Annotated in this window: 27 protein-coding genes; 15 read left to right on the top strand and 12 right to left on the bottom strand. The window is 72.5% G+C overall.

The annotated features are described in order from the left end of the window. Positions 1-38: 38 nt before the first annotated feature. The gene (locus tag BQ6202_RS13895; protein ID WP_083587305.1) at positions 39-1,355 is read left to right on the top strand and encodes a uracil-xanthine permease family protein; all 1,317 of its coding nucleotides are present in this window, start codon (positions 39-41) and stop codon (positions 1,353-1,355) included. Positions 1,356-1,391: 36 nt separating this feature from the next. On the opposite strand, the gene BQ6202_RS13890 is transcribed toward BQ6202_RS13895, so the two are convergent. Then, the gene (locus tag BQ6202_RS13890; protein WP_072315210.1) at positions 1,392-2,858 is read right to left on the bottom strand and encodes an MFS transporter; all 1,467 of its coding nucleotides are present in this window, start codon (positions 2,856-2,858) and stop codon (positions 1,392-1,394) included. A gap of 442 nt (positions 2,859-3,300) precedes the next feature. On the opposite strand from BQ6202_RS13890, the gene BQ6202_RS13885 reads away from it, so the two are divergent. The 5 genes from BQ6202_RS13885 (at position 3,301) to BQ6202_RS13865 (ending at position 8,339) form a co-directional block, all read left to right on the top strand. Beyond that, positions 3,301-4,575, top strand: coding sequence for an MFS transporter (locus BQ6202_RS13885; RefSeq protein WP_072314957.1), 1,275 nt, complete (start codon positions 3,301-3,303; stop codon positions 4,573-4,575). Between the two features lie 263 nt (positions 4,576-4,838). Next, positions 4,839-6,023 carry an LLM class flavin-dependent oxidoreductase gene (locus tag BQ6202_RS13880; RefSeq protein ID WP_072315209.1) on the top strand — a complete coding sequence of 395 codons (1,185 nt, stop codon included), beginning with the start codon at positions 4,839-4,841 and terminating at the stop codon, positions 6,021-6,023. Next, the gene (locus BQ6202_RS13875; RefSeq protein ID WP_072314956.1) at positions 6,020-6,637 is read left to right on the top strand and encodes an FMN reductase; all 618 of its coding nucleotides are present in this window, start codon (positions 6,020-6,022) and stop codon (positions 6,635-6,637) included. The genes BQ6202_RS13880 and BQ6202_RS13875 overlap by 4 nt, the downstream gene beginning before the upstream one ends. Further along, entirely contained in the window at positions 6,634-7,101 is a 468-nt protein-coding gene (locus BQ6202_RS13870; RefSeq protein WP_072314955.1) for a MarR family winged helix-turn-helix transcriptional regulator, read from the top strand. The genes BQ6202_RS13875 and BQ6202_RS13870 overlap by 4 nt, the downstream gene beginning before the upstream one ends. Before the next feature lie 122 nt (positions 7,102-7,223). Beyond that, complete coding sequence (locus tag BQ6202_RS13865; RefSeq protein WP_072314954.1) at positions 7,224-8,339, top strand: aminoglycoside phosphotransferase family protein; 1,116 nt, start codon at positions 7,224-7,226, stop codon at positions 8,337-8,339. A 34-nt stretch (positions 8,340-8,373) separates the two neighbouring features. On the opposite strand, the gene BQ6202_RS13860 is transcribed toward BQ6202_RS13865, so the two are convergent. Together BQ6202_RS13860 and BQ6202_RS13855 are read right to left on the bottom strand one after the other, a co-directional pair. Beyond that, a complete protein-coding gene (locus BQ6202_RS13860) occupies positions 8,374-9,036 on the bottom strand; it encodes a response regulator transcription factor (RefSeq protein ID WP_072314953.1) in 663 nt (220 codons plus the stop codon). Continuing rightward, positions 9,021-10,691: a sensor histidine kinase gene (locus BQ6202_RS13855; RefSeq protein WP_072314952.1), complete on the bottom strand. Its 1,671-nt coding sequence runs from the start codon at positions 10,689-10,691 to the stop codon at positions 9,021-9,023. The genes BQ6202_RS13860 and BQ6202_RS13855 overlap by 16 nt, the downstream gene beginning before the upstream one ends. 95 nt (positions 10,692-10,786) lie before the next feature. Between BQ6202_RS13855 and BQ6202_RS13850 the strand changes: the two genes are divergently transcribed. The 6 genes from BQ6202_RS13850 to BQ6202_RS13825 all read left to right on the top strand — a co-directional run bounded on the left by BQ6202_RS13850 (position 10,787) and on the right by BQ6202_RS13825 (position 15,344). Beyond that, on the top strand, positions 10,787-12,070 hold the full coding sequence (locus BQ6202_RS13850; RefSeq protein ID WP_072314951.1) for a phosphotransferase: 1,284 nt from the start codon (positions 10,787-10,789) through the stop codon (positions 12,068-12,070). Positions 12,071-12,110: 40 nt separating this feature from the next. Continuing rightward, entirely contained in the window at positions 12,111-12,554 is a 444-nt protein-coding gene (locus BQ6202_RS14935; protein ID WP_159433651.1) for a hypothetical protein, read from the top strand. An 88-nt stretch (positions 12,555-12,642) separates the two neighbouring features. Next, positions 12,643-13,062, top strand: a complete 420-nt coding sequence (locus BQ6202_RS13840; protein ID WP_072314950.1) for a MarR family winged helix-turn-helix transcriptional regulator — start codon at positions 12,643-12,645, stop codon at positions 13,060-13,062. Further along, on the top strand, positions 13,059-14,324 hold the full coding sequence (locus tag BQ6202_RS13835) for an MFS transporter (RefSeq protein ID WP_083587304.1): 1,266 nt from the start codon (positions 13,059-13,061) through the stop codon (positions 14,322-14,324). Before BQ6202_RS13840 ends, BQ6202_RS13835 begins: the two co-directional genes overlap by 4 nt. A 9-nt stretch (positions 14,325-14,333) precedes the next feature. Beyond that, the gene (locus BQ6202_RS13830; RefSeq protein ID WP_072314948.1) at positions 14,334-14,804 is read left to right on the top strand and encodes a DUF427 domain-containing protein; all 471 of its coding nucleotides are present in this window, start codon (positions 14,334-14,336) and stop codon (positions 14,802-14,804) included. Positions 14,805-14,972: 168 nt separating this feature from the next. Next, a complete protein-coding gene (locus BQ6202_RS13825) occupies positions 14,973-15,344 on the top strand; it encodes a VOC family protein (protein WP_072314947.1) in 372 nt (123 codons plus the stop codon). 31 nt (positions 15,345-15,375) lie between these two features. Here the strand turns inward: BQ6202_RS13825 and BQ6202_RS13820 are convergent, their stop codons facing one another. From BQ6202_RS13820 to BQ6202_RS13805, 4 genes are all read right to left on the bottom strand, one after another. Further along, positions 15,376-16,170: a sulfite exporter TauE/SafE family protein gene (locus BQ6202_RS13820; RefSeq protein WP_072314946.1), complete on the bottom strand. Its 795-nt coding sequence runs from the start codon at positions 16,168-16,170 to the stop codon at positions 15,376-15,378. A 69-nt stretch (positions 16,171-16,239) separates the two neighbouring features. After that, positions 16,240-17,097, bottom strand: a complete 858-nt coding sequence (locus tag BQ6202_RS13815; protein WP_072314945.1) for a cytochrome b/b6 domain-containing protein — start codon at positions 17,095-17,097, stop codon at positions 16,240-16,242. Positions 17,098-17,521: 424 nt separating this feature from the next. After that, on the bottom strand, positions 17,522-18,493 hold the full coding sequence (locus BQ6202_RS13810; RefSeq protein ID WP_072314944.1) for an electron transfer flavoprotein subunit alpha/FixB family protein: 972 nt from the start codon (positions 18,491-18,493) through the stop codon (positions 17,522-17,524). Between the two features lie 11 nt (positions 18,494-18,504). Continuing rightward, entirely contained in the window at positions 18,505-19,281 is a 777-nt protein-coding gene (locus tag BQ6202_RS13805; RefSeq protein ID WP_072314943.1) for an electron transfer flavoprotein subunit beta/FixA family protein, read from the bottom strand. A gap of 66 nt (positions 19,282-19,347) precedes the next feature. On the opposite strand from BQ6202_RS13805, the gene BQ6202_RS13800 reads away from it, so the two are divergent. Continuing rightward, complete coding sequence (locus BQ6202_RS13800; protein ID WP_072314942.1) at positions 19,348-19,917, top strand: MarR family winged helix-turn-helix transcriptional regulator; 570 nt, start codon at positions 19,348-19,350, stop codon at positions 19,915-19,917. A 210-nt stretch (positions 19,918-20,127) separates the two neighbouring features. On the opposite strand, the gene BQ6202_RS13795 is transcribed toward BQ6202_RS13800, so the two are convergent. The 3 genes from BQ6202_RS13795 to BQ6202_RS13785 are packed head-to-tail and all read right to left on the bottom strand — an operon-like array spanning position 20,128 to position 23,188. Next, positions 20,128-20,928 (bottom strand): enoyl-CoA hydratase-related protein, encoded by an 801-nt coding sequence (locus BQ6202_RS13795; RefSeq protein WP_072314941.1) that lies wholly within the window; start codon positions 20,926-20,928, stop codon positions 20,128-20,130. After that, on the bottom strand, positions 20,925-22,004 hold the full coding sequence (locus BQ6202_RS13790) for a 3-hydroxyisobutyryl-CoA hydrolase (RefSeq protein WP_072314940.1): 1,080 nt from the start codon (positions 22,002-22,004) through the stop codon (positions 20,925-20,927). The genes BQ6202_RS13795 and BQ6202_RS13790 overlap by 4 nt, the downstream gene beginning before the upstream one ends. Beyond that, complete coding sequence (locus tag BQ6202_RS13785) at positions 22,001-23,188, bottom strand: acyl-CoA dehydrogenase family protein (RefSeq protein WP_072315208.1); 1,188 nt, start codon at positions 23,186-23,188, stop codon at positions 22,001-22,003. The genes BQ6202_RS13790 and BQ6202_RS13785 overlap by 4 nt, the downstream gene beginning before the upstream one ends. A 160-nt stretch (positions 23,189-23,348) precedes the next feature. Here BQ6202_RS13785 and BQ6202_RS13780 point away from each other — a divergent pair, with 160 nt between their 5' ends. Together BQ6202_RS13780 and BQ6202_RS13775 are read left to right on the top strand one after the other, a co-directional pair. Next, entirely contained in the window at positions 23,349-24,134 is a 786-nt protein-coding gene (locus tag BQ6202_RS13780) for an SDR family NAD(P)-dependent oxidoreductase (protein WP_072314939.1), read from the top strand. 9 nt (positions 24,135-24,143) lie between these two features. Beyond that, positions 24,144-25,304: an acyl-CoA dehydrogenase family protein gene (locus BQ6202_RS13775; RefSeq protein WP_072314938.1), complete on the top strand. Its 1,161-nt coding sequence runs from the start codon at positions 24,144-24,146 to the stop codon at positions 25,302-25,304. 107 nt (positions 25,305-25,411) lie between these two features. On the opposite strand, the gene BQ6202_RS13770 is transcribed toward BQ6202_RS13775, so the two are convergent. Then, the gene (locus BQ6202_RS13770; RefSeq protein ID WP_072314937.1) at positions 25,412-25,912 is read right to left on the bottom strand and encodes a glutathione peroxidase; all 501 of its coding nucleotides are present in this window, start codon (positions 25,910-25,912) and stop codon (positions 25,412-25,414) included. A 51-nt stretch (positions 25,913-25,963) separates the two neighbouring features. Further along, positions 25,964-26,743 (bottom strand): hypothetical protein, encoded by a 780-nt coding sequence (locus tag BQ6202_RS13765; protein WP_072314936.1) that lies wholly within the window; start codon positions 26,741-26,743, stop codon positions 25,964-25,966. Positions 26,744-26,790 lie beyond the last annotated feature (47 nt).

The following is a 26,790-nucleotide window of genomic DNA, read 5'->3' as shown; positions in this document are numbered from 1 at the left end:
GCACGCATCCCCGCACACGCACCGAAGGGCATCCGCTCATGGCCACCATGTTCCGCTGGAGGAAGCGCGACGGCGCCCACCTGACCGCGACCGACCTCGTGCTGCCGGAGGAGCGGCTCGGCTGGGGCCGCACGATCGGACTCGGCATGCAGCACGTCGTGGCGATGTTCGGCGCCACCTTCCTCGTGCCGATCATCACCGGCTTCGATCCCTCCACGACCCTGCTCTTCTCGGGCATCGGCACGATCGCGTTCCTGCTCATCACGAAGAACCAGCTGCCCAGCTACCTCGGCTCGTCGTTCGCGTTCCTCGCGCCGATCGGGGCCGCCACCGCGATGGGCGGGCAGGGCTTCGCGCTCGCCGGCATCGTGCTGGTCGGCGCGCTGCTCGCGATCGTCGGCCTCATCGTGCACCTCGCCGGCACGCGCTGGATCGCCGCCGTCATGCCGCCCGTCGTCTCCGGCACCATCGTCGCCCTGATCGGCTTCAACCTCGCCCCCGCGGCGCGCAACAACTTCACCGAGGATCCGCTGCTGTCGGTCATCACCCTCGGCGCCATCATCCTCACCGCCGTGCTCTTCGGCGGGCTCGTCGGGCGCCTCGCGATCCTCGTCGGCGTGGTCGTCGGCTATGCCGTCGCCGCCGCGACGAACGGGGTCGACTGGACCGGTGTCGAAGAGGCCGCGTGGATCGGTCTGCCGCAGTTCCAGAACCCCACCTTCGACCCGGCGCTCATCCCCTCCCTGCTGCTGTTCGTGCCCGTGGTGCTGCCGCTGGTCGCGGAGAACCTCGGCCACGTGAAGGGCGTCGGGCAGCTGCTCGACCGCGACCTCGACCCGCTCGCCGGCAGGGCGCTCATGGCCGACGGCGGCGCGACCGTGCTCGCGGGCCTGTTCGGCGGCTCGGCGACCACGACCTACGGCGAGAACATCGGCGTGATGAGCGCGACCCGCGTCTTCTCGACCGCCGCCTACTGGGTGGCGGCCATCACCGCGATCCTGCTCGGGCTCTCTCCCAAGGTGGGCGCGATCATCTTCGCCGTGCCCGCTGGCGTGCTGGGCGGTGTGACGACGGCGCTCTACGGCCTGATCGGCATCATCGGCGTGCGCATCTGGATCGAGAACCGCGTCGACTTCTCGATCCCCCGCAACCAGTTCGCCGCCGGCGTCGGCCTCATCGTCGCGATCGCCAACTACACGCTCACCGCGGGCCAGCTGGTCTTCGAGGGCATCGTGCTCGGCACGGTCGCGACCCTCGTGATCTACCACCTGATGGATGCGCTGGAGCGCCTCCGCGGGCGGGATGCGGAGGTGCGAGCCGACCACGCACCGCCCGCGACCGACCCCGCGGACTAGCGCCGGCGCATCCGCCCGCCCACGGCGAGCCCTGTCTCAGCTGCGCGTGCCGGCCAGCTCGGCGTCGGGATCGGGAGCGCTCGCGATGAGCGGCATCGACGCGGTGTCGAGGTAGGGGTTGTCGTCCTGCCCCTCGACGAGCTCGACGGCCTCGGCGCGCGTCTCGACCGTCGGCACCGAGCCGACGAGCGGGCGCTTGGCCGACTCGCGCATGGTCAGCAGCGCGATGCCCGCCAGCACGGCGAAGAGCATGATGTAGAACGCCGGCATGTAGGTGTTGCCCGTCAGCTGGATGAGCGCCTCGCTGAACAGCGGCGTCGTGCCGCCGAAGAGGGACACCGAGATGTTGAAGGCGATGCCCATCGCTCCGAAGCGCGTCGCCGTCGGGAAGAGCGCCGGCAGCGCCGACGTCGACGGTGCGACCCACAGCGCCACCGGCAGCGCCACCATGCAGAGGGCGACGACGACCGACCAGACCTCGCCCATCTGCATGAGCCAGAACGCGGGCACCATGAGCGTGAGGGTCGCGGCGACGGCGGCGACGTAGACGGGCTTGCGGCCGACGCGGTCGGACAGGCGGCCGAGGACCGGCAGCAGCGCCGACATGCCGATCAGCACCGGCACGGTGACGATCGCGGCGAAGAGGTTCGAGGTGCCGACCGTGCGCTCGAGGTAGGAGGGCATGTAGCTCGTGAGCGCGTAGCCGGCGGTGTTCGTCGCGGCGACGATCGCGGCGGCGATCAGCATGACGCGCCAGTGGTGGCGGATCGTGCCGAGGATGCCGTGGCGCGCGAGCGGATCGCCGGCGTCGGGCTCGGCGTCGGCCTGCTCGAGCTGCTGCTCGAAGGCGGGCGTCTCGGGGATGCGCAGGCGGAACCAGATCGCGACGACGCCGAGCGGGATCGCGATGAGGAAGGGGATGCGCCAGCCGTACTCGACCATGGCGTCGGCGCCAGAGATCGACGTGGTGATCCAGGTGACGAGCGCGACCGTCGAGGCGCCGGCTGCGAAGCCCACGTAGGAGCCGACGTCGAGCCACGACGCCCAGAAGCCGCGCGAGCGGTCGGGAGCGAACTCGGTGACGTAGGTCGATGCGCCGGCGTACTCGCCGCCGGTCGAGAAGCCCTGCAGCATCTTCAGGGCGTAGAGCAGCACGATCGCCCAGCCGCCGATCTGCCCGCTGGTGGGCAGCAGGCCGATCAGCGCGGTCGCGAGCGCCATCATCGCCATGGTGAAGAACAGCACCTTCTGCCGCCCGATGCGGTCGCCGAGCGGCCCCAGCACGAGACCGCCGATCGGGCGGACGAGGAAGGAGATCGCGAAGCCGAGCAGCACGACGAGCAGGCCGAGGTTCTCGTCGAGGCCAGAGGTGAAGACGGCGGTCATCGTGACGGCGAGGTAGCCGTAGATGCCGAAGTCGAACCACTCCATGAAGTTGCCCACGACCGTGCCGGTGATCGCCTTGCGCACGCGGCCGGTCCTCACGACGAGCACGTCGTCCACCTCGAGCCTTCGCCCTGCCTGCGGTGCCGAGCCGGCGGTGCGGGCGGCGGATGCATCCGGCGCCGACGCGAGGCGGGCGTCGACGGGCGTGCGGTCAGGGTGGGCTGCGGCGTGCTCAGGGGGCATGGCTGATGCGTCTCGTCTCGTTGCGCGTGTCGGTTCCGGGATGCGGGCGCGCCGAAGTGGGCGGGCTCGACGGTCGGCCACGGTAGCGAGCCGCCTGCGGAGCCGCGTTGAGGTTCGCTTGCTACGACGCGCACGCGTGCGCAAGCGGGCACGCGCACGCGTGCGCCCTCGCGCACGCGCAGGCGCACGCGGCTGGTGAGGCATCGGTCGCCGCTCGGATCGGCGGCACGTGCGACGACCCGCGCTGTCGCCCCGCGCATCCGCGTGCCATGGTTGGCCCTATGACATCGGTCGCCGCTCGCGCGCAGCCCCGCGGATGACCGCGCAGACCCCTGGCCGCGTGCAGCGCACCTACTACGTGCTGGTGCTCGGCAACACGCTCGCGGCGTCGTTCATCTGGGGCATCAACACGCTGTTCCTGCTCGATGCGGGGCTCACGAACCTCGAGGCCTTCGCCGCCAACGCGTTCTACACGATCGGCGTGCTCGTGTTCGAGATCCCCACGGGCGTCGTCGCCGACACGATGGGGCGGCGCTGGTCGTACATCCTGGGCTCGGCGACGCTCGCGGTGACGACCTGCCTCTACTGGCTCATGTGGCTGTGGCAGGCGCCCTTCTGGGCGTGGGCGCTCGCCTCGATGCTGCTCGGGCTCGGCTTCACGTTCTTCACGGGGGCAGTGGATGCGTGGCTCGTCGACGCGCTGCAGGCGACGGGCTACGAGGGCTCGCTCGAGAAGGTGTTCGGCCGCTCGGTGATCGTCAGCGGCGGCGCGATGCTGGTGGGCTCGGTGCTCGGCGGGGTGGTGGCGCAGCTGACGGACCTGGGCGTGCCCTTCCTGCTGCGGGCGGGGGTGCTCGTCGTGATGGTGGTGATCGCCGGGCTCTTGATGCGTGACCTCGGCTTCACGCCCGATCGCAGCGAGGGCCCACTGCGCGCGACGCGCACGGTGCTGCGGGCGTCGCTGCGCCACGGGCTCGGCAACCCGCCGGTGCGGTGGCTCATGCTCGCGAGCCCCTTCACCGCCGGCGTCGGCTTCTACGCCTTCTACGCGCTGCAGCCGCACCTGCTGCTGCTGTGGGGCGACCCCGAGGCCTACTCGATCGCCGGCCTCGCCGCGGCCCTGCTGTCGGGCTCGGCGATGCTCGGCGGCCTCCTCGCGCCGGTCGTGCGACGGTGGTTCCGCAAGCGCACGTCGACGATCCTGCTCTCGACCGTCACGGGCGTCGTCGTGCTGGTCGGGCTCGGGCTCGTGCAGAGCTTCTGGGTCGCGGTCGTCCTCGTGGCGCTCTGGGGCGTGATGTCCTCGATCGACGATCCGGTGCGGCGCGCCTACCTCAACGACCTGATCCCGGCGAAGCAGCGGGCGACCGTGCTGTCGTTCGACTCGCTGCTGGGCTCTGGCGGCAGCGCGATCGCGCAGCCCGTGCTGGGGCGCTCTGCCGACCTCGGCGGCTATGGGCTGTCGCTCCTGCTGAGCGGCGTCATCTCGGCGGCGGCGGTGCCCTTCGTGCTGCTGAGCCGTGCGCAGCGCGACCCGGCGGACACCTCGAGCGAGGCGGTCGAGGGCCCTGGCGACACCGCGGCCGTGTGAGCGCCCGTCGGTGCCTCGCACACGGTGCGCGATCGTCCGTCAACCGGTGTGGGACGCCTGCGACCGGATGGTCCGGCCGGGCGCCGCTGTCACCGGTCGAGCGACGCGCTCGACCGGGCGGCTGGTTGCGCGCCGCTCCCCCGCGCATCCGCCGACCGATAGCCCGGTCGAGAGCGCAGGAATAGGCTGGGGGTACAAGCCGTTGCACTCTTTGTTCAACTTTGAAAGACTTGTCCGCGACGGAAGGACCACCCATGAGCAGCATGCAGTTCGGCATCTTCTCGGTGAGCGACCTCACTGAGGACCCCACCACCGGCCGCACTCCCACCGAGCACGAGCGCATCAAGGGCTGGGTCGCGATGGCCAAGAAGGCCGAGGAGGTCGGGCTCGACGTCTTCGCCGCCGGCGAGCACCACAACCCGCCGTTCTTCTCGTCCTCCCCCACGACGACGCTCGCCTACATCGCCGCGCAGACCGAGCGGCTCATCCTCTCGACCGCGACGACGCTCATCACCACGAACGACCCGGTGAAGATCGCCGAGGACTTCGCGATGCTGCAGCACCTGAGCGACGGCCGCGCCGACCTCACGCTCGGTCGCGGCAACACCGGCCCCGTCTACCCGTGGTTCGGCAAGGACATCCGCGACGGCATCGAGCTGGCGATCGAGCAGTACGCCCTGCTGCACAAGCTGTGGCACGAGCCGGTCGTCAACTGGCAGGGCAAGCACCGCACACCGCTCACGGGCTTCACGTCGACGCCCGCGCCGCTCGACGGCGTCGCGCCCTTCGTCTGGCACGGCTCGATCCGCTCGCCGCAGATCGCCGAGCAGGCCGCGTACTACGGCGACGGCTTCTTCCACAACAACATCTTCTGGAACAAGGAGCACACGGAGCGCATGGTGCGGCTCTACCGCTCGCGCTTCGCGCACTACGGCCACGGCGAGCCCGAGCAGGCCTACGTCGGCCTCGGCGGCCAGGTGTTCATGAAGTCGACCGAGCGCGAGGCCAAGGAGCGCTTCCGCCCCTTCTTCGACGTGGCACCCGTCTACGGCCACGGACCCTCCCTCGAGGAGTTCACCGAGGCGACGCCGCTCACGGTCGGCACGCCCGAGCAGGTCATCGAGCGCACGCTCGCGTTCCGCGACTACGCCGGCGACTACCAGCGCCAGCTGTTCCTCGTCGACCACGCCGGCCTGCCGCTCGAGGAGGTGCTCGAGCAGATCGAGATCCTCGGCACCGAGGTCGTGCCGGTGCTGCGCCGCGAGTTCGACTCGGTGCGGCAGGCGGGGGTGCCGGATGCGCCCACGCACGCCGCGCGCGTCGCCGCAGCCCGCGAGGCGGGCACGCAGATGGGCGAGCAGGGCAACGCCTGGCGCGAGCAGAGCGCCCGGACCGACCTCGACACCGGCGCATCGATCGCCCGGCAGGACTCGGAGCGCGTGGCGTGAGCAGCCCGCGCATCGCCGTCGTCTCGGCCGGGCTCGGTGAGCCCTCGAGCACCAAGCTGCTCGCCGACCGACTGCGCGACGCCACCCTCGCCGCGCTGACGACGCACGGCCAGCACGCCGAGTTCGCGGACGTGACGCTGCGTCCCCTCGCTCAGGACATCGCGAGCCACATGCTCACGCACAACCCGAGCGAGGCGCTCGCCGCCGCGATCAGCGAGGTCGTGGACGCGGAGGCGATCATCGCCGTCACGCCCACCTTCAACATGAGCTACTCGGGTCTGTTCAAGTCGTTCTTCGACGTCATCGAGGAGGGCCAGCTCGCCTCCATCCCCACCGCCCTCGGGGCGACCGGGGGCTCGGCCCGGCACTCGATGGTCATGGACACCGCGATGCGCCCGATGTTCGCCTACCTCAAGGCGCAGGTCGTGCCGACGGGCGTCTTCGCCGCGAGCGAGGACTGGGGCACGACCGCCGGCCTCGACCGCCGCATCGCCCGCGCGGGGCAGGAGCTCGCCGACCTCATGGTCGCGATGCCGCGCCGCCGCGAGGCCGATCCCTTCGACACCGAGGGCGAGGCCTTCGTCTCGTTCGAGCAGATGCTGGGGCACGCGTGAGCTCCCGCGAGCTGGCGGTGCGCGCCTGGCGCGGCTACATCGAGGGCTCGCAGCTGCTCACGAACGAGCTCGAGCGCCGGCTGAAGGCCTCCAGCGGCCTCGACCTCGGCGACTTCAACGTCCTGCTCCTCCTGTCGGAGGCAGAGGGGCTGCGCCTGCGCATGGGCGACCTGGCGCGCGCCCTCGCCTTCGCACCGGGCCGCCTCACCTACCGCGTCACCGCGCTCGAGAAGGAGGGCCTCGTCACGCGCGAGCCGAGCCCGAACGACCGGCGAGGCACGGATGCGGTGCTCACCGACGCGGGTCGCAGGCGGCTGCGGAGGGCCAGGCCCGTGCACGCCCGCCACGTCGACGACCTCTTCCTCGAGGGGCTCGACGACGAGGCGCTCGCGGTGCTCGACCGCGTCTTCGGCCCGCTGCGCGCCCGCCTGCTCGACGAGTGCAGCACGGCAGAGCAGGGCTGAGCGTCGACCGAGCCCCGGGACGGGGCTCGGAGCTGGGGTCGCGGCGAGGCCCGAAAGGGCCTCGCCCTCGGAGCTCCACCGCTCTGCGGCGTGTCCCAGCCGTCCACTGCGACGATGGACGGGTGCTGGAGCAGCGGCTGCTGGAGAAGGCGATCGGGCACCCCGGTCGCCTCGTCTCCAGTGAGCCATTCGGCGAGGGTCGCATCGCGCGCTTCACGGTCGACGACGGCGCCGAGAGCGGCGAGTGGTTCGTCGACACCTCGCGCCAGGCGGTCGCGAAGGAGACCGGCTTCGTGATCCGCGACCGAGCCGGACTGATCGTCGCGCGCATCTGGAAGCATCCGCTCGACCCGAGGCTGCCGGCGCTGCGCACGGCGCTCGACCCCGCGCGGCTCACGCGCATCGCCATGGCGGGCGGCAGCACACCGGGCCCGATCGAGGCGCGCGTGCTCGCCTACCGACCCGGCCGCCGCGCGGTGGTGCGGATGACGCAGCTCGGCAGGCACATGTTCGTCAAGGTCGTGCGTCCCGGCGAGGCGGAGGACCTCGCCACCATCCACGAGGCGTGCCGCGACGCCGGTGTGCCAGCCCCGCGCGTCGTGCACTGGTCGCGCGCGGGGGCGCTCGTCGTGCGCGACGCCGCCGGCACGCCGGGACCGGTCGCCGCGGCGACCATGGCACCGGAGGCGCTGCTCGACGCCGCCGACGCGCTGCGCGAGCAGCTCCTCGGCGTGCGCACGCACCGCGTGGCGCGCGCCTCGGTCGGCAGCCGGCTCGACTGGCACGTGGAGCGCCTCGCCACCGGGCTGCCCGAGCAGCGGCGCGAGGTGCTCGAGCTGCCGGCCGCGCTGGTGCCGCACCTGCGGCGGGTCGGCCCGCCGCGGGTGATCCATGGCGACCTGCACATCGGGCAGCTGTTCTTCACCGACGGCGCCGTCTCCGCCGTGATCGACGTCGACACCGCGGGGCTCGGCGACCCGAGCGACGACGCGGCCGCGTTCATCGGCCACGCCACCGCGAGCGCCGTGCGCAACGAGGTCGCCGGCCGCGACGCCGACGCCGCCCTGCTGCGCGAGCTCGTGCACGCGGCGAGCGACCGCTGGCTGCGCGACCCGCACACCACCGCGCTCGCGGCCCTGCACATGATGGGCCACGCGGTCCGCGCGGCCGAGCGCTCGAGCGAGGCGGCGAGGCTCCTGCTGCAGCGCGCCCGCATCACCGCAGGCGTGCAGCGCTGAAGCGTGGGCTGCCGCGACCCGCGGCGCCGCGACCTCAGACCAGCCGGTAGCCCATCCCCCGCACCGTCTCGATGCGGTCGGCGCCCAGCTTGTTGCGCAGGTAGCGGATGTAGACGTCGACGACGTTGGAGCCCGGGTCGAAGTCGTAGCCCCAGACGCGCGAGAGCAGCTGCTCGCGCGAGAGCACCTGGCCGGCGTGGCGCACGAGCTCCTCGGCGAGCGCGAACTCGCGACCGGAGAGGTCGATGGCACGCCCGTCGACGGTCGCTCGACGGGTGCGGATGTCGAGCTCGAGGCCGTGGTGGCTCAGCTCGCTCGCGGGCGAGGCGCTCGCGGTGCTCGTCGCCATGCGCAGCCGCACGCGTGCGAGCAGCTCGTCGAAGCGGAAGGGCTTCGCCATGTAGTCGTCAGCGCCGCCCTCGAGGCCCGCGACCGTGTCGGCCCCGCCAGCGCGGGCCGTGAGGATGATCACGGGCATCGTCGAGCCGGAGCCGCGCAGCTGCGACAGCACCTCGAAGCCGTCGATGCCCGGCAGCCCGATGTCGAGCACGAGCAGGTCGAACTCGTCGGTGAGGGCGAGGTCGAGCGCCTCGTGGCCGGTCGTGGCGACGCGGGTCGTGTAGCCAGAGGACTTCAGGCCCTTCTCGACGAACGACGCGATGCGCGCCTCGTCCTCAGCGATCAGGATCGATGCCATGGATGCTCCTCGGCCTGGTTCGGGCGTGCGGTGGGAAGGGTCTGCTGCGCGGCCCGGCGCTGCGCGGGCTGCTGCCCCGCCGGCTGCAGCGGCGGCTGCGGCACCGGCACTGCCGGCAGCGTCTGCGGCGCGGGGTGCGGATGCGCGTGCGGGCCGGGCTGCCCACCGTCCTCGACGATGACGGCACCGGGCAGCGTGAGGATGAACTCCGAGCCACGACGGGGCGCGTCGTCGCCCGCCTGCCTGCTCCACGCATCCGCCACCCATGCCCTGCCGCCGTGCGTCTCGGCGATGAGCTGCACGATCGAGAGGCCGAGGCCCGAGCCGCCGTCGCCGCGCCCCTCGGCGAGACCGCGGCGGAAGCGCTCGAAGATCACGCCCTTGAGATCGTCGGGCACGCCGGGGCCGCGATCGCGCACGAACAGCTCGACGTCGCGGCCGCGCGAGCGCGAGCCGATCGTGATCGGTCCCTCGGCGTGGCGGATGGCGTTGGCGACCAGCTGCAGCATCGCCTGGGTGATGCGGTCGGGGTCGAGCATGCCGCTGACGGGCGTGCTGACGACGGTGTCGTCGATCGCGGCCGCCGCCTCCTCGGCGCCGGCGCCGCGCATCGCACGGGCCTTGGCGGCGATCGACTCCGTGAGCGCCCGCAGGTCGGTGGGGCGGATGTCGAAGGCGCTGGGATCCCGCAGGCGCGCGGCCGCGCGCAGGTCGTCGACGAGCCGCGCCATGCGGTCGAGCTCGTCGATCGCGAGATCGCGCGTCGCGGCGACGTCGGCCGGGTCGTTCGTGTCGACGAGCTCGAGGTGGCCGCGGACGATGGTGATCGGCGTCTTCAGCTCGTGGCCGACGTCGCGCAGCAGCTCGCGCTGACTGTCGAGCGCGCCGCCCAGCCGGTCGAGCATGCGGTTGACGGTGCGGGCCAGCTGCGAGACGTCGTCGCGGCTGTCGTCGACCGGGATGCGGTCGGAGAGGTTGGCGGCGGAGGCGCGCTCGGCGACCGCGTTCATGCGGCGCACGGGCCGCAGCAGCCGGCCGGAGACCCAGAGGGCCACGAGGAAGGTGCCGACGACGGCGGCGAGGCCGGTGATCAGGTAGACGCGGGCGGCGTCGTCGATCTCGGCGAGCTCGCCCGCCACGTCGTAGCCGGTGACGAAGATCGCGCTCGGCGGCCGGCTCGTGTCGACCTCGCCGACCGTGACGGGAGCCGCGAGGTAGCGCACGCTCGTGCCGTCCTCGTGCACGTAGGTGCCCATCACGGTCTGGTGCTCTGCGGTCTCGGCGACGATCCGGTCGACGAAGCCCGGCAGCGCCTCGAGCTGCACGTCGGTCTGGATGCCGGGCACGAGCGCCGGCAGGCCCCCGACGATGCCGAGCGTGCCGGTGTTGTCATCCGGCGCGAGGCGCTGCACGACGGCTTCGAGCGCCGCCTCGGATGAGTCCCAGCCCTCGTCGGGGTCGGCGACCGTGTAGATGCCGGAGTCGAGGGCCGTCTGGAGGTTCGCGTCGATCTGCTCGACGACGCGGCCGCGCTCCACGAAGTAGGCGACGACGCCGGCCGAGAGCACCGACACGAGCGTGAGCACGGTGAGCAGCAGCACGATGCGCGAGCGCACCGTCCAGGTGCGCAGGCGCGGCAGGGCTCCGTCGGGCATGCTCCCATTCAACCCTGCCAGCTCACGCGCAGCGCTGCGGGTGAGAGAACCCTCACCTTCAGGCTCGCGGCGCCGCGGTCTGCTGAGATCGACGGGTGAACGAATCGACGCCTCCGCCCGCGCCGCTCTCGGCACCGCGCTCGATCGAGGAGCAGATGCTGCGCGACGCGCTCGGCGACGACCTGGCGGGGCCGCTGCGCGTGCTGAGCCGCGAGCCCTACGGCTCGGGTGCGCTGACCGGCTTCGAGGAGGGCAGCGAGCCGAAGCGCTACTGGTACGTCGACACCTCCGGCAAGCGCGTCGACGCCGAGACCGGCTTCGTGCTCGGCGACCCCGAGCACCCCGAGGCGCGCATCTGGCTGCACCCGGCAGACCCGCGGCTCCCGGCCCTCGCGCCCGCGAGCTTCCCCGATGCCGCCGCGACGCTCATGGGCAGGCTCGGCGTCAGCATCGACCGGGTGCCGGAGCTGCTGGTCTACCGGCCCGGCAAGCGCGCGATGTTCCGGATGCGCGCGGGCGAGCGGGACACATACCTCAAGATCGTGCGCCCCGCGGCGTCGTCGTCGATCGTCGCGCTGCAGGAGTCGCTGCGCGGCGGCGGCGTGCCCGTGCCGCCCATCACCGGCTGGTCGGAGCTCGGCATCGTGCTGACCGAGACCGCAGCGGGCGCGCCGATCACCGCGCGCCTCGACGCGCTCGATCCCGAGCGGCTGCTCGACTCCATCGAGGCGCTGCGCGCTGCGATGGCAGCGGTCGACACCGGTCGGGATGCGCGCGCCTCGCTCGCGCTGCGCCACGGCTGGTACACCGAGCGCATCGCCGCGGCGCTCGGCCGCGCGGTGGCCGAGCTCGCGGTCGCTCGGGGCGAGGATGCTGCGGGAGCCGATGTCGCGGCGCTCACCGAGCCGCTCGCGGTCGTGACTGCAATGGTCGCGTCGGTCGACGCATCCGACCTCGTCGTCGACGACGCGGTGCGCCGCACCGTGCACGGCGACCTGCACGTCGGGCAGCTGTTCGTCGACGAGGGCGACGCGAGCGCGATCTCCGGCGTCATCGACATCGACACCGCCGGGCTCGGCGACCCCGCCGACGACGAGGCCGCCTTCATCGGGCACCTGGTCGCGTCGATCGTGCTCGCGAAGGGCGACGAGGGGCGCGCCGCGGGGTTCGGCCGACTGCTGGAGGCGGCGTGCGGGCGCTGGCTCGCACCCGGTCGCCCCGGAGTGCTGCGCGTCGCGCACCGCACGGCCGTGCACGTGCTCGCGCACGCCCTCGCTCCCACCGAGCGGGGCGACCTCGTCACAGCCGCTGCGCAGCTCGCGATCGGCGCCCGCATCCTGCAGCCCGTGCTCGGCGAAGATGAGAGAGCTCTCATCTGAGGCTCCTGCTCACCTCACGCCCGAGCGCCAGGCTGGAGCCATGAAGCGCAGCCAGTGGGTCCTCGTCGGTTCGGCCGGCCTCCTCAGCGTCGGCGCCATCGGCCTCGGCGCGATGAGCATCGCCAACGCCATGAGCGTGCAGGACGCCAGCGGCACTCCCGTGTCGGGCAGCCAGATCCGGGGGCACGCGGCGGGCGGCGACACCTTCGAGGCCGCCGGCATCACGCTCAAGACGGGCAGCGACATCCTCGCGCCGACGCCCACGTCGCCGCCGGCGGCGACCGCGACCTCAGCGCCCGTCGCGGCGAGCGCGCCGGCACCTGCTCCTGCGCCTGCGCCGGCTCCTGCTCCGGCCCCGGCACCTGCGCCTGCTCCGGCTCCCGCGCAGCAGCAGGCACCGCGACCGGTGCCCGCGCCCGCCCCCGTCGCACCCGTCGGCTCGGCGTCCGCGGCCTCGGGCGCCTCCGCGGCCTCGAACGGCTGACGCGGCCGCCTGCGGCTCGGCACTCGCCGAGCGTGCGGTGATCTGCGCTCTCAGGCGCGGCCCCGCGGTCGTGAGATAGACTAACGACATGGCCATCATCGCGCTCGCAGACTCCCTCCGCGTCGCGCTCGTGCGCCTCGGGCGCCGCATGCGCCAGCAGCGCACCGACGAATCGCTGTCGCTGCACCACCTGTCGGCGCTCGGCACCATGCAGCAGCTCGAGCAGCCCACGCTCGCCCGCATCGCGGCCGCCGAGTGCGTGAAGCCGCCGAGCATGGTCAAGACCCTGCAGCACCTCGAGGACCTCGGCTACGTCGAGCGCAGCCCGCACCCGAGCGACGGCCGCATGGTGGTGCTGCGCATCAGCGACAAGGGCGAGAGCATGATCGCCTCGATGCGCGAGCAGCGCAACCGCACGCTCGCCGACTCCCTGGCGAAGCTCACGCCCGACGAGCGCCAGACGCTCGCGAAGGCCATCCCGCTGCTCGAGCGGTTGGCAGAGCAATGATGTTCCGATCCCTGCGGCTGTTCAACTACCGCACCTGGTTCGTCGGCGCACTCATCTCGAACGTCGGCGCGTGGATGCAGTCCACCGCGCTGTCGTGGACGGTGCTGACCGTGCTCACCGCCAACGACGCGACCGCCGTCGGCCTCAACATGGCGCTGCAGTTCGGCCCGCAGCTGCTGCTCGTGCCCATCTCGGGGCTCATCGCCGACAAGTACGACCGCCGCAAGGTGCTCTTCGTCACCCAGTCGGCGATGGGCGTGCTCGCGCTCACCCTCGGCGTCGTCGTCACCACGGGCATCGTCGAGCTGTGGCACGTGCAGGTCTTCGCGCTCATGTTCGGCATCGTGCAGGCCTTCGACATGCCTGCCCGCCAGGCCTTCGTCTCCGAGCTCGTCGGCCAGACCGACATCGCCAACGCCGTCGCCCTGAACTCCGCCTCGTTCCACGGCGCCCGCCTCATCGGCCCCGCCGTCGCCGGCCTCCTCATCGCGCTCGTGGCACCCGGGCCCGTCTTCCTGATCAACGCCGTCACGTTCGTCGCCATGCTCGTCGCGCTCGCGCGCATCCGCACCACCGAGCTGCAACCGGCGCCACGTGGCGCGAAGGGCTTCGGCGACATCGTGCAGGGGTTCCGGTACGTCAAGAAGCGCAAGGACCTGCTCGTCATCTTCGTGATGGCGTTCATCCTCGGCACCTTCGGCCTGAACTTCCCCATCTACATCTCGACCATGACGTCGATCGAGTTCCAGGCGCAGGCCGACACCTTCGGCATCCTCTCGAGCGCCATGGCGATCGGCTCGGTGACGGGTGCGCTGCTGTCGGCGCGCGCGTCGCGGCCGCGCTGGACGGCGATCGTCGGCGGCATCGGCATGTTCGTGATCGCGTGCGGCCTCGCCGCCTGGACCCCGAACATCTGGTTGTTCGGCGCCGCGCTCGCGATCGCCGGCTTCACCGCGCAGCTGTTCATGACGAACGCGAACTCGATGGTCCAGCTCACCGCTGCGCCCGAGATGCGCGGGCGCGTGATGGCGCTCTACGGCGCGGTCTTCATGGGCGGCACGCCGATCGGCGCACCCATCGTCGGGTGGGTGGCGGATGCGTTCGGCCCCCGCATGGGCATCCTGGTCGCGGCGGGCACGTGCTCGATCGCGTTCGTGGTCGGCGCCATCTACTGGATCCGGGTGCGTCGCAGCGACCGCATGACGCGCACCGGCACGCTGACGCTGCCGCCGGCCACCGAGTCGGTCGACGTGGTCAAGTAGGAGGCACGCATGGCAGAGGTCGAATCGGTCTGGGACTACCCGCGGCCGCCGCGAGTCGAGGCGAGCGACGAGCTCGTGCGCGTCGTGCTCGGCGGCGAGGTGATCGCGACGAGCCGGCAGTCGCTGCGCGTGCTCGAGACGAGCCATCCGCCCACCTACTACCTGCCGCGCACGGCGTTCGTCGACGGCGCGCTCACGAGCGCCCGCGGGGCGAGCGTGTGCGAGTGGAAGGGACGCGCGAGCTACCTGACCGTCTCGGGCGGCGGGCGCTCGGAGGAGGGCGCCGCCTGGTGCTACCCGACGCCGAGCCCCGGCTTCGAGGCGCTGGTCGGGCACGTGGCGCTCTACCCGGGCCGGATGGATCGCGTGGAGGTGGCCGGTGAGGTCGTCGAGCCGCAGCCGGGGGGCTTCTACGGGGGCTGGATCACGTCGCGCGTGACGGGCCCCTTCAAGGGCTCGCCCGGCACGATGGGCTGGTAGCGGGCGCAGCGGGCTCGCGGTAGCGCGCGCGTCCTCGCGGGCGCCGCGCGTCGTAGCGGGCGCAGCAGGACCCCTTCTGCCATGCCGGACCCGGTGCACCGGGTCCTGCTTGGGCGAAGGGGTCCCGAAGTCGACCTGCAGGGTCCCTGCCGGCGCTACCGTTGCGGCATGTCACAGGCGATCCGCTACAGCTCGACGACGCTGGCGTGCCCGCGGCCGACCGCACTCGCGGCCTTCTACGCCGATATCACCGGCGGATCCGTCACCTTCACCCACGAGGAGGAGTGGGCATCGGTGCGCTGCGACGGCGGACGCCTCGAGTTCATGGGCGTGCGCGACTACGTGGCACCGCGGTGGCCCGAGGATCCCGCGCTCGTGCACATCGACTTCTTCGTCGACGACCTCGAGGAGGCTGCCGCGCGGGTCGAGCGCGCCGGAGCCCGCCGCTTCGACCACCAGCCGAACGCCGCGCACTGCCTGGTGTTCGCCGATCCGGCCGGCCACCCGTTCTGCCTGACGCTCATCGACGACGTCGACTGACCCCCGCGCCGCGAGCAGCCGGCGTCCGCCGCTACTCCGTGCGGCCGAGCTTGACCGCCTCGAAGACGAGGCGCACGATGAGCAGCACCAGGAACGCGGCGAAGATGATGGATGCGGTGCGCGGGTCGAGTGCGATGGCCGCGGCCGCGCCGAGCGCCGTCGTGACGCAGGCCGCGACGCCGACGATGGCGGCAGCGATCAGGTCGACGTTCTTGCGGCGCAGGTTGCCGATCGTGCCGGAGAGCGCGGTGGGGATCATCATCGCGAGCGAGGTGCCCTTGGCGACGACGTCGCTCTGCCCGAACAGCAGGATCAGCATCGGCACGATCACGATGCCGCCGCCCACACCGAGGATGCCCGAGAGCACGCCCGTGACGAAGCCGAGCACGACGAGCCCGATGATCGGCAGCACGCCGAGCTCGAGCTGCGCGTCGCGCGAGGGCACCACGAGGAACAGGCTCACCGCGACCGCCGCGAGGAAGACGATGAACGCCCAGCGGATCGCGAGCACCGGCAGCTTGTGCAGCAGGTGGGCGCCGAGCTGCGCGCCGACGACCGAGCCGACGACCAGGATCAGCGCGACGAGCCAGTCGACGTGCCCGACCGCCGCATAGCTCGCGACGCCGACGAGCGCGGCCGGCACGATCGCGCCGAGCGAGGTGCCCGCCGCGAGCTTGCGCGGGAACTTCGCCAGCAGCACCAGCAGCGGCACGATGACGATGCCGCCGCCGATGCCGAACATGCCCGACAGGAACCCCGACAGCAGGCCGATGCCCACCAGTGCCCAGATCGGTCGGCGGTGCTCGGTCTCGATGCTCTCGCTCACCTGTCCATCCTGCCGTGCCGCGGCGCATCCGACCGCCACGCGATCTCGGGCCCGCCCCGGCCGCCGGGGCTACCGCGCGGTGACCGAGCCGAAGCGGCTCGCGATCGGGCTGAGCAGCGCGGGCCGCGCCAGGAGCAGCGCCCCCGCGACGACGAGCATCGAGCCCGCGAAGAACGCGAAGCCGAGCCAGTCGTCGGCGTCGCGCGCGGCGTACATGTGGTTGAGGTTGCGGAGCGCTCCGGTGACGAAGACCAGGAGCACGTGCACCGCGATGAAGACGACGAAGTAGAGCATCGTCGGGAAGTGCACGGCGCGTGCCCACTCGATCGGGTACGCGCGGTTCAGCCGCTCGGCGCCCTTCGGCCACCAGGTGCTCATGCGGAGGCCCGTGATGATCGCGAGCGGCGCGGCGATGAAGACGGTTGCGAAGTAGGCGATCTGCTGCAGCGCGTTGTAGTTGACCCAGCCGTCCTCGACCGGCCAGTCGAGCGTGGCGTACTGCAGGGCGGCCGAGATGGCGTGCGGGAAGACCTCCCAGCTGGTGGGGACGATGCGCATCCACTGCCCCGTGGCGACCAGCAGCACCACGAAGACGAGTCCGTTCACGACCCACAGCACGTCGACGCTCGTGTGCAGCCAGACGGTGAGCGAGACCTTCGCGCCCGTGCGCTTCGAGGTGAAGGAGGCGGGCGGCTTGCGCTCGCCGCGCACCTGCAGGCCCGAGCGGATGATGAGCGCGATCAGCAGCACGTTGAAGAAGTGCGACCAGCCCAGCCAGGCAGGCAGCCCGACGGGGGCGCCCTCGGGCAGCGGGTAGGTGCCGTGGTACTGCTCGATGAACGCCGCGACCGGCTCGAGGCCGGTGATCCAGCGGGCGAGCGCGACGACGATCGTGGCGAGCCCGATGATCGCGAGCGCGACGAGCACGCTCGCAGCGACCCACTGGCTCGGTCGTTGGTTTGACGCCGCGCCGCACGCCGGCGTCGACCGTGCCCTCTTCGCCGGCAGCGTCGGATGTTTGTAAGGGGCGGGCGGGGGGCTGCGGGCTCGGCGGCGGCTGCCGGCTCGGCGGGGGCTCCCGCCGGCTGCGTCTCGTGACGCGGCTCGCTCCGCTCGGCGCTCCTCGACGGACGGGTGGGCGCATCCGCAGCCGGCTGCGTCTCGTGACGCGGCTCGCTCCGCTCGGCGCTCCTCGACGGGCGGGTGGGCGCATCCGCAGTCGGCTGCGCCTCGTGGCGCGGCTCGGACGCGAGGACGGGGGCGGCACCCGCGGGAGGCCAGGCGTCGCCGCCGGGCGTGCGCGGCAGGCCGCGGCGCAGCGTGCCGGTGGGACTCTGGCCGTCGGTCACCGCTACGACTTCCGGGCCTCGAGCGCGGCGATCAGCTGCGGGACGATCGTGAACACGTCGCCCACGACTCCGAGGTCGGCGACCTCGAAGATCGGCGCACCCGCATCCTTGTCGATCGCGATGATCGTCTTCGCGGTCTGCATGCCGGCACGGTGCTGGATCGCGCCCGAGATGCCGAGCGCGACGTAGAGCTCCGGCGACACCGACGTGCCCGTCTGACCGACCTGCATCGCCTGCTCGGCGTAGCCCGCGTCGACCGCGGCCCGCGAGGCCCCGACGGCGGCACCGAGCTGGTCGGCGAGCTGCTCGACGAGCACGAACTGCTCCTTCGAGCCGAGCCCGCGCCCGCCGGAGACGACGCGCTTCGCCGACCGCAGGTCGGGACGCGCCGAGGTCTGCTGCACCGCCTCCACGCTCTGCACGACAGCAGCGGGCTTGCCGGAGGCCTCCACCTGCAGCTCGCTCACCTGCGCCGGCGCGGCCTCCGCGCGGGCATCGATCGAGCCCAGCCGCAGCGTCACGACGAGCGGCCCGAAGGTCGCCGCCGAGGTCACCGAGTAGGCGCCGCCATAGACGCTGTGGTGCGCGAGGACGCCCTCCTCGTCGCGCTCGACGCCGATCGCGTCGACCGCGAGCGGCGCTCGCAGGCGTGCGGCGAGGCGACCCGCCGCATCCGTGCCCTCGATCGAGTGCGGCACGAGCACCGCCTCGGGCGAGACGCGGGCGACCGCAGCAGCCGCGGCGTCGACGACCGGCACGCCGAGCTGCGCCCTGTCGACGGCGGCGGTGAGCACCTCGGCGGCACCGAGCGCAGCGGCCCGCTCGGCCAGCTGCGGCAGCGCCTCCGCCGGGCCGATCACGACCGCGACGGGCGTGCCGAGCGCAGCGGCAGCGCCGAGCGCCTCCGCCGCGCCGTCGGCGAGGGCAGGGCTGTCGCCGGGGGTGGCGAGCAGCAGCGTCAGGATGTTCGGCATGTCGGTGCTCCTCAGACCAGTCGGCGGTCGGCGAGGAACGCGGCGATCCGCTCCCCCGCGTCGCCCTCGTCGGTGATGACCTCGCCGGTCGCGCGCGGCGGGCGCGCGGCGACGGCGGTCATGATGGATCGCGGTGCGCCCGTCTCGTCGGCCTCGATGTCGAGGTCGTCGAGCGAGAGCACCTCGAAGGGCTTCTTCTTCGCGCCCATGATGCCCTTGAGCGCCGGGAAGCGCGGGTCGGGCATGCGCTCGCTGATCGAGACGACCGCCGGCAGTGCCGCCGTGACCGTCATCGTGCCGCCGTCGGTGGCGCGGGTGCCCTGCACCGCCTCCGCCGTGATCTCGATCGTCTCGAGCCGGGTGATCGCTGGCAGGCCGAGCAGCTCGGCGAGCATCGACGGCATCACGCTGCCGCTGCCGTCGGTCGAGCCGTTGCCCGTCACGATCAGGTCGAAGCCCGTGCGGGTCAGCGCGGCGGCGAGCACCTCGGCGGTGCGCACCATGTCGGCGCCCGCGAGCCGCTCGTCGGCGACGTGCACGGCGGAGCCGGCGCCCATCGCGAGCGCCTTGCGCAGCGTCGACTGGGTGTCGGCAGGCGCCATCGACAGCACGACGACCTCGACGTCGGCGGCGGACTCCGCATGCCGGATCGCCGTCTCGACGGCGCGCTCGGTGATCTCGTCGAGCACCGTCTCGCTCGCGGCACGATCGGCGAGTCCGGTCTCGAGGCTGAGCACGCGGTCGCCGTAGGTGTCGGGCACGGGCTTGATGAGCACGACGATCTTCATCGGCGGGCTCCCTTCTGGGTGGGGTGCGCGGCGGGCGCTACGGTGAAGCGGGATGAGGAGGAGCGCATGAGCGAGCGGGCGACGCGGGGCGAGCGGCCGGCCAGGGCCGACCGGCCTGCCCAGATCGACCCGATCGCCGAGGCCCGGCGGCAGTGGCTCGACCACGGCTGGGCGGATGCCGCGCCGGGCATGACGCTCGTGACCTCGGTGAACCGCGCGCAGCAGCTGCTGGAGGCGCGGGTCGAGGGTGTGCTGCGGCCCTTCTCGCTGTCCTTCGCGCGCTTCGAGGTGCTGCGGCTGCTCGCCTTCACGCGCGAGGGGCGCATGCCCATGCAGTCGGCGGTGCGGCGGCTGCAGGTGCACCCGACGAGCGTGACGAGCACGGTCGACCGGCTCGTGCGCGACGGCCTGGTGACGCGCGAGCGGCACCCGACCGACGGGCGGGCGACGGTGCTGACGATCACGGATGCGGGACGAGCGCTGGTCGAGCGGGCCACGGCCGCGCTCAACGACGAGGCGTTCACCGCGACGGGGCTCGAGGCCGAGGAGCTCGCAGAGCTGGTGCGGATCATCGCGCTGCTGCGGAAGCGCTCGGGGGACTTCGAGGATCCGCGGCCGGCGCCTGAGCCGCTCTGACGCTTCGACGCGGCGAGCGCCCTGCGGGCGCGCACCGGCTCAGCCAGCGGACCGCGCTTCGACACGGTGAGCGCCCTGCGGGCGCGCACCGGCTCAGCCAGCGGACCGCGCTTCGACGCGGTGAGCGCCCTGCGGGCGCGCACCGGCTCAGCCAGCAGGGTGGCTCCCTGAGCCGCTCCGCGGCCGCAGGCCGCAGAGCGCGTCGAAGGGTCAGCGATGGCGGAACGCCGGCTTGCGCTTCTCACTGAACGCCGCCATCCCTTCCTTCTGGTCGGCGGTGTCGAACAGCGCCGTGAACCGCTCGGCCTCGAGCGCGAGGCCCTCCTCGAGCCCCGTCTCGAGCGCCGCGTCGAGCGCGGCCTTCGCAGCCTTCAGCGCCGGCAGCGACTTGGTCGCGATCGACTCGGCGAGGCGCTCGGCCTCTGCCCGCAACTCGGCGGCGGGCACGACCCGCGAGACGATCCCCAGGGCATCCGCCTCCGCGGCATCGATGCGACGGCCGGTGAGCACGAGCTCTGCCGCCTTCGGGTAGCCGATCGCGCGCACGATGCGCTGCGTGCCGCCGATGCCGGGGATCACGCCCAGGCCGATCTCTGGGAAGCCGAACGTGGCCGAGTCCGCTGCCAGGATCACGTCGCACATGAGCGCGAGCTCGAAGCCGCCGCCGAGCGCGTAGCCCGACACGACCGCGATCACCGGCGTCTCGACGCGCGCGAAGTCGAGCCACGGCCCGAAGTGGTTCGCCTCGCGCATCTGGGCGGTCGACCGCGACGACATCTCCTTGATGTCGGCGCCCGCCGCGAACGCCTTCTCCGAGCCGGTCACGACGATCGCGCCCACCGAGTCGTCGCGGTCGAGCTCGGTCGCGGCGGCGACGAGCTCCTGCATGAGCTGCGTGTTGAGCGCGTTGAGCGCATCCGGCCGGTCGAGCGTGATCCACGCCACGCGGCCAGACCGCTCGACCCGGATGGTCTCGTAGTCGGTCGGCTGGGCCGTCGTCGGCTCCGTCATGCGGTCTCCTCATCGAGCGATCGTGCGTCAGCAGCGGCAGTCGGGGCGGGCAGCTCGAGGTCGCCCTCCGGCACCGGCGCGAAGCACGCCTCCACCATGGCAGGCGTGACGCCCGCGAGCGAGCCCGGGCGCCACTTCGGCGCGCGATCCTTGTCCACGAGCTGCGCGCGCACGCCCTCGCTGAAGTCGGCGGCGAGCGAGGTGTGCCGCGAGACGCGGTACTCCTGCACGAGCGCCTCCTCGAGCGAGCCGAGCCGCCGCGCGCGCCGCAGCGCCGCGAGCGCCACCGACACCGCCAGCGGCGAGCGCTTCGCGATCGTGGCGGCCAGTGCCTGCCCCGCATCTCCTGCGGCCTCGAGCCGCTCGACGATCCGGACCGCGTCGTCGCCGGCGAAGGCATGGTCGATGAGCTCGCGCTCCTGCTCGAGCTCGCCCGCGGGGGGCTCGGTGGCGAGCTGCGCGATGGCGTCGGTCGGATGCGTCGTCTCGAGCAGCGCGACGAGCTCGGCCAGGCGCTCGGCCGGCACGTGGTCGTCGGCGAGGCCGAGCGCGATCGCGTCGGCTGCGCCGAAGTGGTCGCCGGTGAGCGCGGCGCGGGTGCCGAGCTCGCCGCGACCGCGCGTGAGCAGCCAGGTGGCGCCGACGTCGGGCACGAAGCCGATCGTCACCTCTGGGAAGCCGATGCGCGTCGTGCCGGTGACGATGCGGTGGCTCGCGTGACCAGAGATGCCGACGCCGCCGCCCAGCACAATGCCGTGCTGCAGCGCCACGACGGGCTTCTGGGACCGCGCGATCAGCGCGTTCAGCGCGTACTCGTCGCGCCAGAACCGCGCGGCGCCCTGCCCCCGCGTGCGGTCGACGTCGTCGCGCAGCGTCACCACGTCGCCGCCGGCGCACAGTGCCCGCTCGCCCGCGCCGGTGATGAGCACGCGCTCGACCGCGTCGTCTGCCGCGAACGCGCGCAGCGCATCCGTCATGTCGACGACCATCGCGTGGGTCAGGGCGTTGAGCGCCTCGGGGCGAGCGAGCTCGACCACGCCGAGGGCGCCGCGACGCTCAGCGCGGATGTGCGTCATCGCTCACCGAGGAGGGCGCGGCCGACGATCATGCGCATCATCTCGTTCGTGCCCTCGAGGATGCGGTGCACGCGCAGGTCGCGCACGACGCGCTCGATGCCGTACTCGTGCAGGTAGCCGTAGCCGCCGTGCAGCTGCAGCGCCTCGTCGGCGACGCGGAAGCCGACGTCGGTGGCGAAGCGCTTCGCCATCGCGCAGGCCGTCGGGGCGTCGGGCGCCTTCGCGTCGAGCTTGATCGCTGCGCGCTCGAGCAGGGCGCGGGCGGCCTGGAGCTCGGTCTCCATGTCGGCGAGCTGGAACTGCACGTGCTGCCGGGTCGAGAGCGGCTGGCCGAATGTGGCGCGCTGCTTGACGTAGTCGATCGTGCGCTCGAGGGCGAACTGCGCGCCGCCCACAGATGCGGCGGCGATGCCGAGGCGGCCGCCGTTCAGGCCGCGCATGGCGATGCCGAAGCCGTCGCCCTCGGCGCCCAGCCGGTTGGCGGCGGGCACCCGCACGCCGTCGAGGATCACCGCGCGGGTGGGCTGCGCGTGCCAACCCATCTTCTGCTCGAGGCCGCCGAACGAGAGGCCGGGCGAGCCCGCCGGCACGATGAAGGCCGACATGCCGCGCGAGCCGCGCAGCGCCGGGTCGACGCCGCCCGCGGCGGTGAGGCCGGTGCGCGCCATGACGATGTAGACGGCAGAGGCGCCGGCGCCGGAGATGAACTGCTTCGTGCCGGTGAGCACGTAGTCGTCGCCGTCGCGCACCGCGGTCGTCGCGACCGCCGCCGCGTCGGAGCCCGCACCGGGCTCGGTGAGGCAGTAGCTCGCCAGGTCGTCCATGGCGCACAGCCGCGGCAGCCACTGCTGGCGCTGCTCCTCGCTGCCCTCGGCGTCGATCATGCCGGCGACCATGTTGTGGATGGAGAGGTAGGTGGCGACCGCGACGTCGCCGCGCGCGAGCTGCTCGTAGATCGCGATCGCGTCGACGCGGCTGAGCCCCGTGCCGCCGACGTCCTCGCGCACGCAGATGGCGCCGAGCCCGAGCTGCCCGGCCTCGCGCAGGGTGGCGACGGGGAACTCGTGGTCGGCGTCGCGCTGGCTCGCGAAGGGCGCGAGGCGGGCGTCGGCGAAGTCGCGCACGGCTTCGATGAGCGCTGCTCGCTCCTCGGCGGTGCTGGCGTCGGCGGCCGCACTGGGCATCGGCATCGTCGCGGTGGCAGTCACGGTCGCACGACCTCCTCGTCGCTTTGGCGTCCTCGCAGTTGCATGGACATCCACATATCTATCATCCTGGCAGCAGGACGCGCCAGGACGCGGCGCGCCAGGATACGGTCAGTGCGTCGACGGCGACGGAGGACAGATGGAGATCAAGGGTTCGGTGGCGCTCGTCACCGGCGGGGCATCGGGGCTGGGCCTCGCGACCACCGAGGCGCTGCTCGCGCAGGGCGCGCACGTGGTGGTGATCGACCTCGCGGGCACCGAGGCGGCGGATGCCGTGGCTCGCCTCGACGGCGTCACCTTCGTCGGCGCCGACGTGCGCGACGAGGCGCAGGTGAGCGCCGCCCTCGATGCAGCGGAGGCCGCGGGCGAGCTGCGCGTCGTGGTGAGCTGCGCCGGCGTCAACGACGCCGCGAAGGTGGTCGGCAAGCAGGGGGCCTTCCCGCTCGACCGCTTCCAGCGCGTCATCGACGTCAACCTCGTCGGCACCTTCAACGTGATCCGCCTCGCATCCGAGCGCATGGCGCGACTCGCGCCGGTCGCGGGCGCGGACGGCATCGCTGGCAGCGGCGAGGAGCGCGGCGTGATCATCTCCACCGCATCCGTCGCCGCCTTCGACGGGCAGATCGGCCAGGCCGCATACTCGGCGTCGAAGGCGGGCATCGTCGGCATGACCCTGCCCATCGCGCGCGAGCTCGCCACCAGCCGCATCCGCGTCAACGCGATCGCGCCGGGGCTGTTCGACACGCCCCTGCTCGCGGCGCTGCCGCAGGAGGCGCGCGACTCGCTCGGCGCCCAAGTGCCCCACCCCGCCCGCTTGGGCAACCCATCCGAGTTCGCGCTGCTCGTCACCCAGATCATCGCCAACCCCATGCTGAACGGCGAGACGATCCGGCTGGACGGGGCGATCCGCATGCAGGCCCGATAGGAGATCAGGATGCGTTCCACGTTCTACGACGACGACCAGGAGGCGTTCCGCGAGACGGTGCGGGAGCTCGTGAACCGCCACGTCGCGCCGCACTACGCGCAGTGGGAGGCGGACGGGCTCATCGACCGGGAGCTGTACCGCACGATGGGCGCGGCGGGCCTCGTCGGGCTCGCGATCCCGGAGCAGTACGGCGGCATGGGGGTCGACGACTACCGGTTCCGCATGATCATCAGCGAGGAGCTGTCAAGGGTCGGCGCCGCGTCGGTCAACGCGACCTTCGGCGTGCACGACGACATCGTGCTGGCCTATCTGCTCGACCTCTGCACGCCCGAGCAGCTCGAGCGGTGGCTGCCGCCGATGGCGACCGGCGACTCGATCGCGGCGATCGGCATGACCGAGCCCGACGCGGGCAGCGACCTGCAGGGCATCCGCACGAACGCGGTGCGCGACGGCGACGCCTGGGTGCTCAACGGCTCGAAGACCTTCATCACCAACGGCTTCCATGCCGACAAGGTGCTGGTGTTCGCGCGCACGGATCCCGGGGCGGGCTCGCGCGGGTTCACGCTCTTCCTGGTCGAGGACGGCATGGAGGGGTTCGAGCGCGGGCGCAAGCTCGAGAAGGTCGGCCTGCACTCGCAGGACACCTCCGAGCTGTTCTTCCGCGACGTGCGCGTGCCCGACGCGAACCGCGTGGGCGACGAGGGGTTCGGCCTCATCGCGATGATGCAGCGGCTGCCGCGCGAGCGCCTGTCGATCGCCACCGGCGCGCTGTCATCGGCCGAGGCCGCCTATGCCTGGGGGCTCGACTACGTCTTCCAGCGCAAGGCCTTCGGCGGCCTCGTCGGCGACCTGCCGACCGTGCGCTTCACGCTCGCCGAGCTCGAGACCGAGCTCGACGTGACGCGCGCCTACATCGAGCGCTGCGTCTTGGCGCTCAACGAGGGGCATTTGACCACGGCGGATGCGTCCAAGGCCAAGTGGTGGGCGACGGAGCTCGAGCAGCGGGTCATCACCCGCAGCCTGCAGCTGCACGGCGGCTACGGCTTCATGGAGGAGTACCCGATCGCGCGCGCCTTCCGCGACTCGCGCGTGCAGTCGATCTACGGCGGCACGACCGAGATCATGAAGGAGATCATCGCGCGCGACATCGCGAAGCGCGCGAAGGCGTGACGCGGATGACCGTCAACCGGCGAGGCGGCGGCCCGACCGGATGATCCGGTCGGAGGCCGCTCTCACCGGTTGACGGACGGCCGTCGCGGCGACGCGAGGCGTTCGCGTCAGGCGGCGGGGGATGCCGGGGCCGCGAGGGCGCGCTCGATGTCGGCGCGGATGTCCTCGGGCTTGGTCGCCGAGCCGTAGCGCTCGAGCACGGCGCCGTCGCGGCCGATCAGGAACTTCGTGAAGTTCCACTTGATGGCGCCGCCGATCATGCCCTTCTTCTCGTCCTTCAGCCAGCGGTAGATCGGGTGCGTGCCGCCGCCGTTGACGTCGATCTTCGCCGACAGCGGGAAGGTGACGCCGAAGTTGCGCTCGCAGGTCTCGGCCACCTGCTCGGCCGTGCCGGGCTCCTGCCCGCCGAACTGGTTCGAGGGGAAGCCGAGCACCACGAGCCCCTGCGGCTCGTAGTCCTTCCAGAGCTGCTCGAGGGCAGGGAACTGCGTGGCGAAGCCGCACTCGGTCGCCGTGTTCACGACCAGCACCACCTTGCCGTCGGTCGCGGCGAGGTCGAGCTCGCCGCCGGTGAGCGCATCTGCCTGGAAGTCGCTGAGCTTCGTCATGCCGCCACTCTGCCAGCGCGACCTATGCGGCACCCGAGGTGCCGCGGCGCTTCACGACTCGGCGGGCGTCGGCCTCTCGAGCCCCTCGAAGGGCGCGATGCCGTCGCGGTACGCCTGCTCGTCGGCTTCCGAGATCACCGTGCCCCCGACGGACAGCGAGAGGAGCTCGTCATCGCCGGGTTGCGCTCCGGCATCCAGCCCCGCGCCTCGCTCGGGGTCCTGCACGAAGATCGACACCCACATCGAACCCTTGGCGGACATCCCGTCCCACATCCACATCTCGTCCGGATCGAGCGTGCCGTGCTGATCGATGATCGACGCGTCGCGCTCTGCGGCGGTCTGCCACTCGGTCGCACCTCGGTGCCAGCTCCAGACGATCGGCGAATAGCCGTGGTCGGCGAGCACCCCGTCGAGCACAGCCGTGAGCGCCGTCCAGTCAGCGGGCGCGGTGCCCGTCGTGGCGCTCGCGGAGTTGTGCAGGCGATGCAGCGAGGGGCCGCCGTAGCCGTTCTCCTCCGAGGGGTAGATCCCGCTCTCGCCGTCGCGCTGCCACGACAGCCCGGGCGCGTGCTCGTCGACCGCCGCCTGCAGCTCGTCGAGCAGCGCCTCGCCGACCGCCTCGACCTCCTCGGCACGCGGCGCCGCGAGCACATCGGCAGGCTCGTGCGCGCCGTCGGCGGGATAGTCCTCCCAGTGCAGGGTGACCTCCCGCCCGCTCGCATCGACCACGGTCGTCGACGGCGACGGCGGCACCAGCAGCATGCAGCCCGAGACGAGCGCGCCGGCGAGGCAGAGGACAGCTGCCGGGAAGGTCCAGTGGATGCGCGCCATGGCCTGAGCGTGCCACGGCGACACCCGTCCGGGCCCGTTCGGGGCGA

This window comes from Agrococcus sp. Marseille-P2731 (assembly GCF_900117395.1).
Lineage (GTDB): Bacteria > Actinomycetota > Actinomycetes > Actinomycetales > Microbacteriaceae > Agrococcus.
Note: the sequence above shows the minus strand (reverse complement) of the source record. Positions and strands in the feature narration are given on the sequence as shown.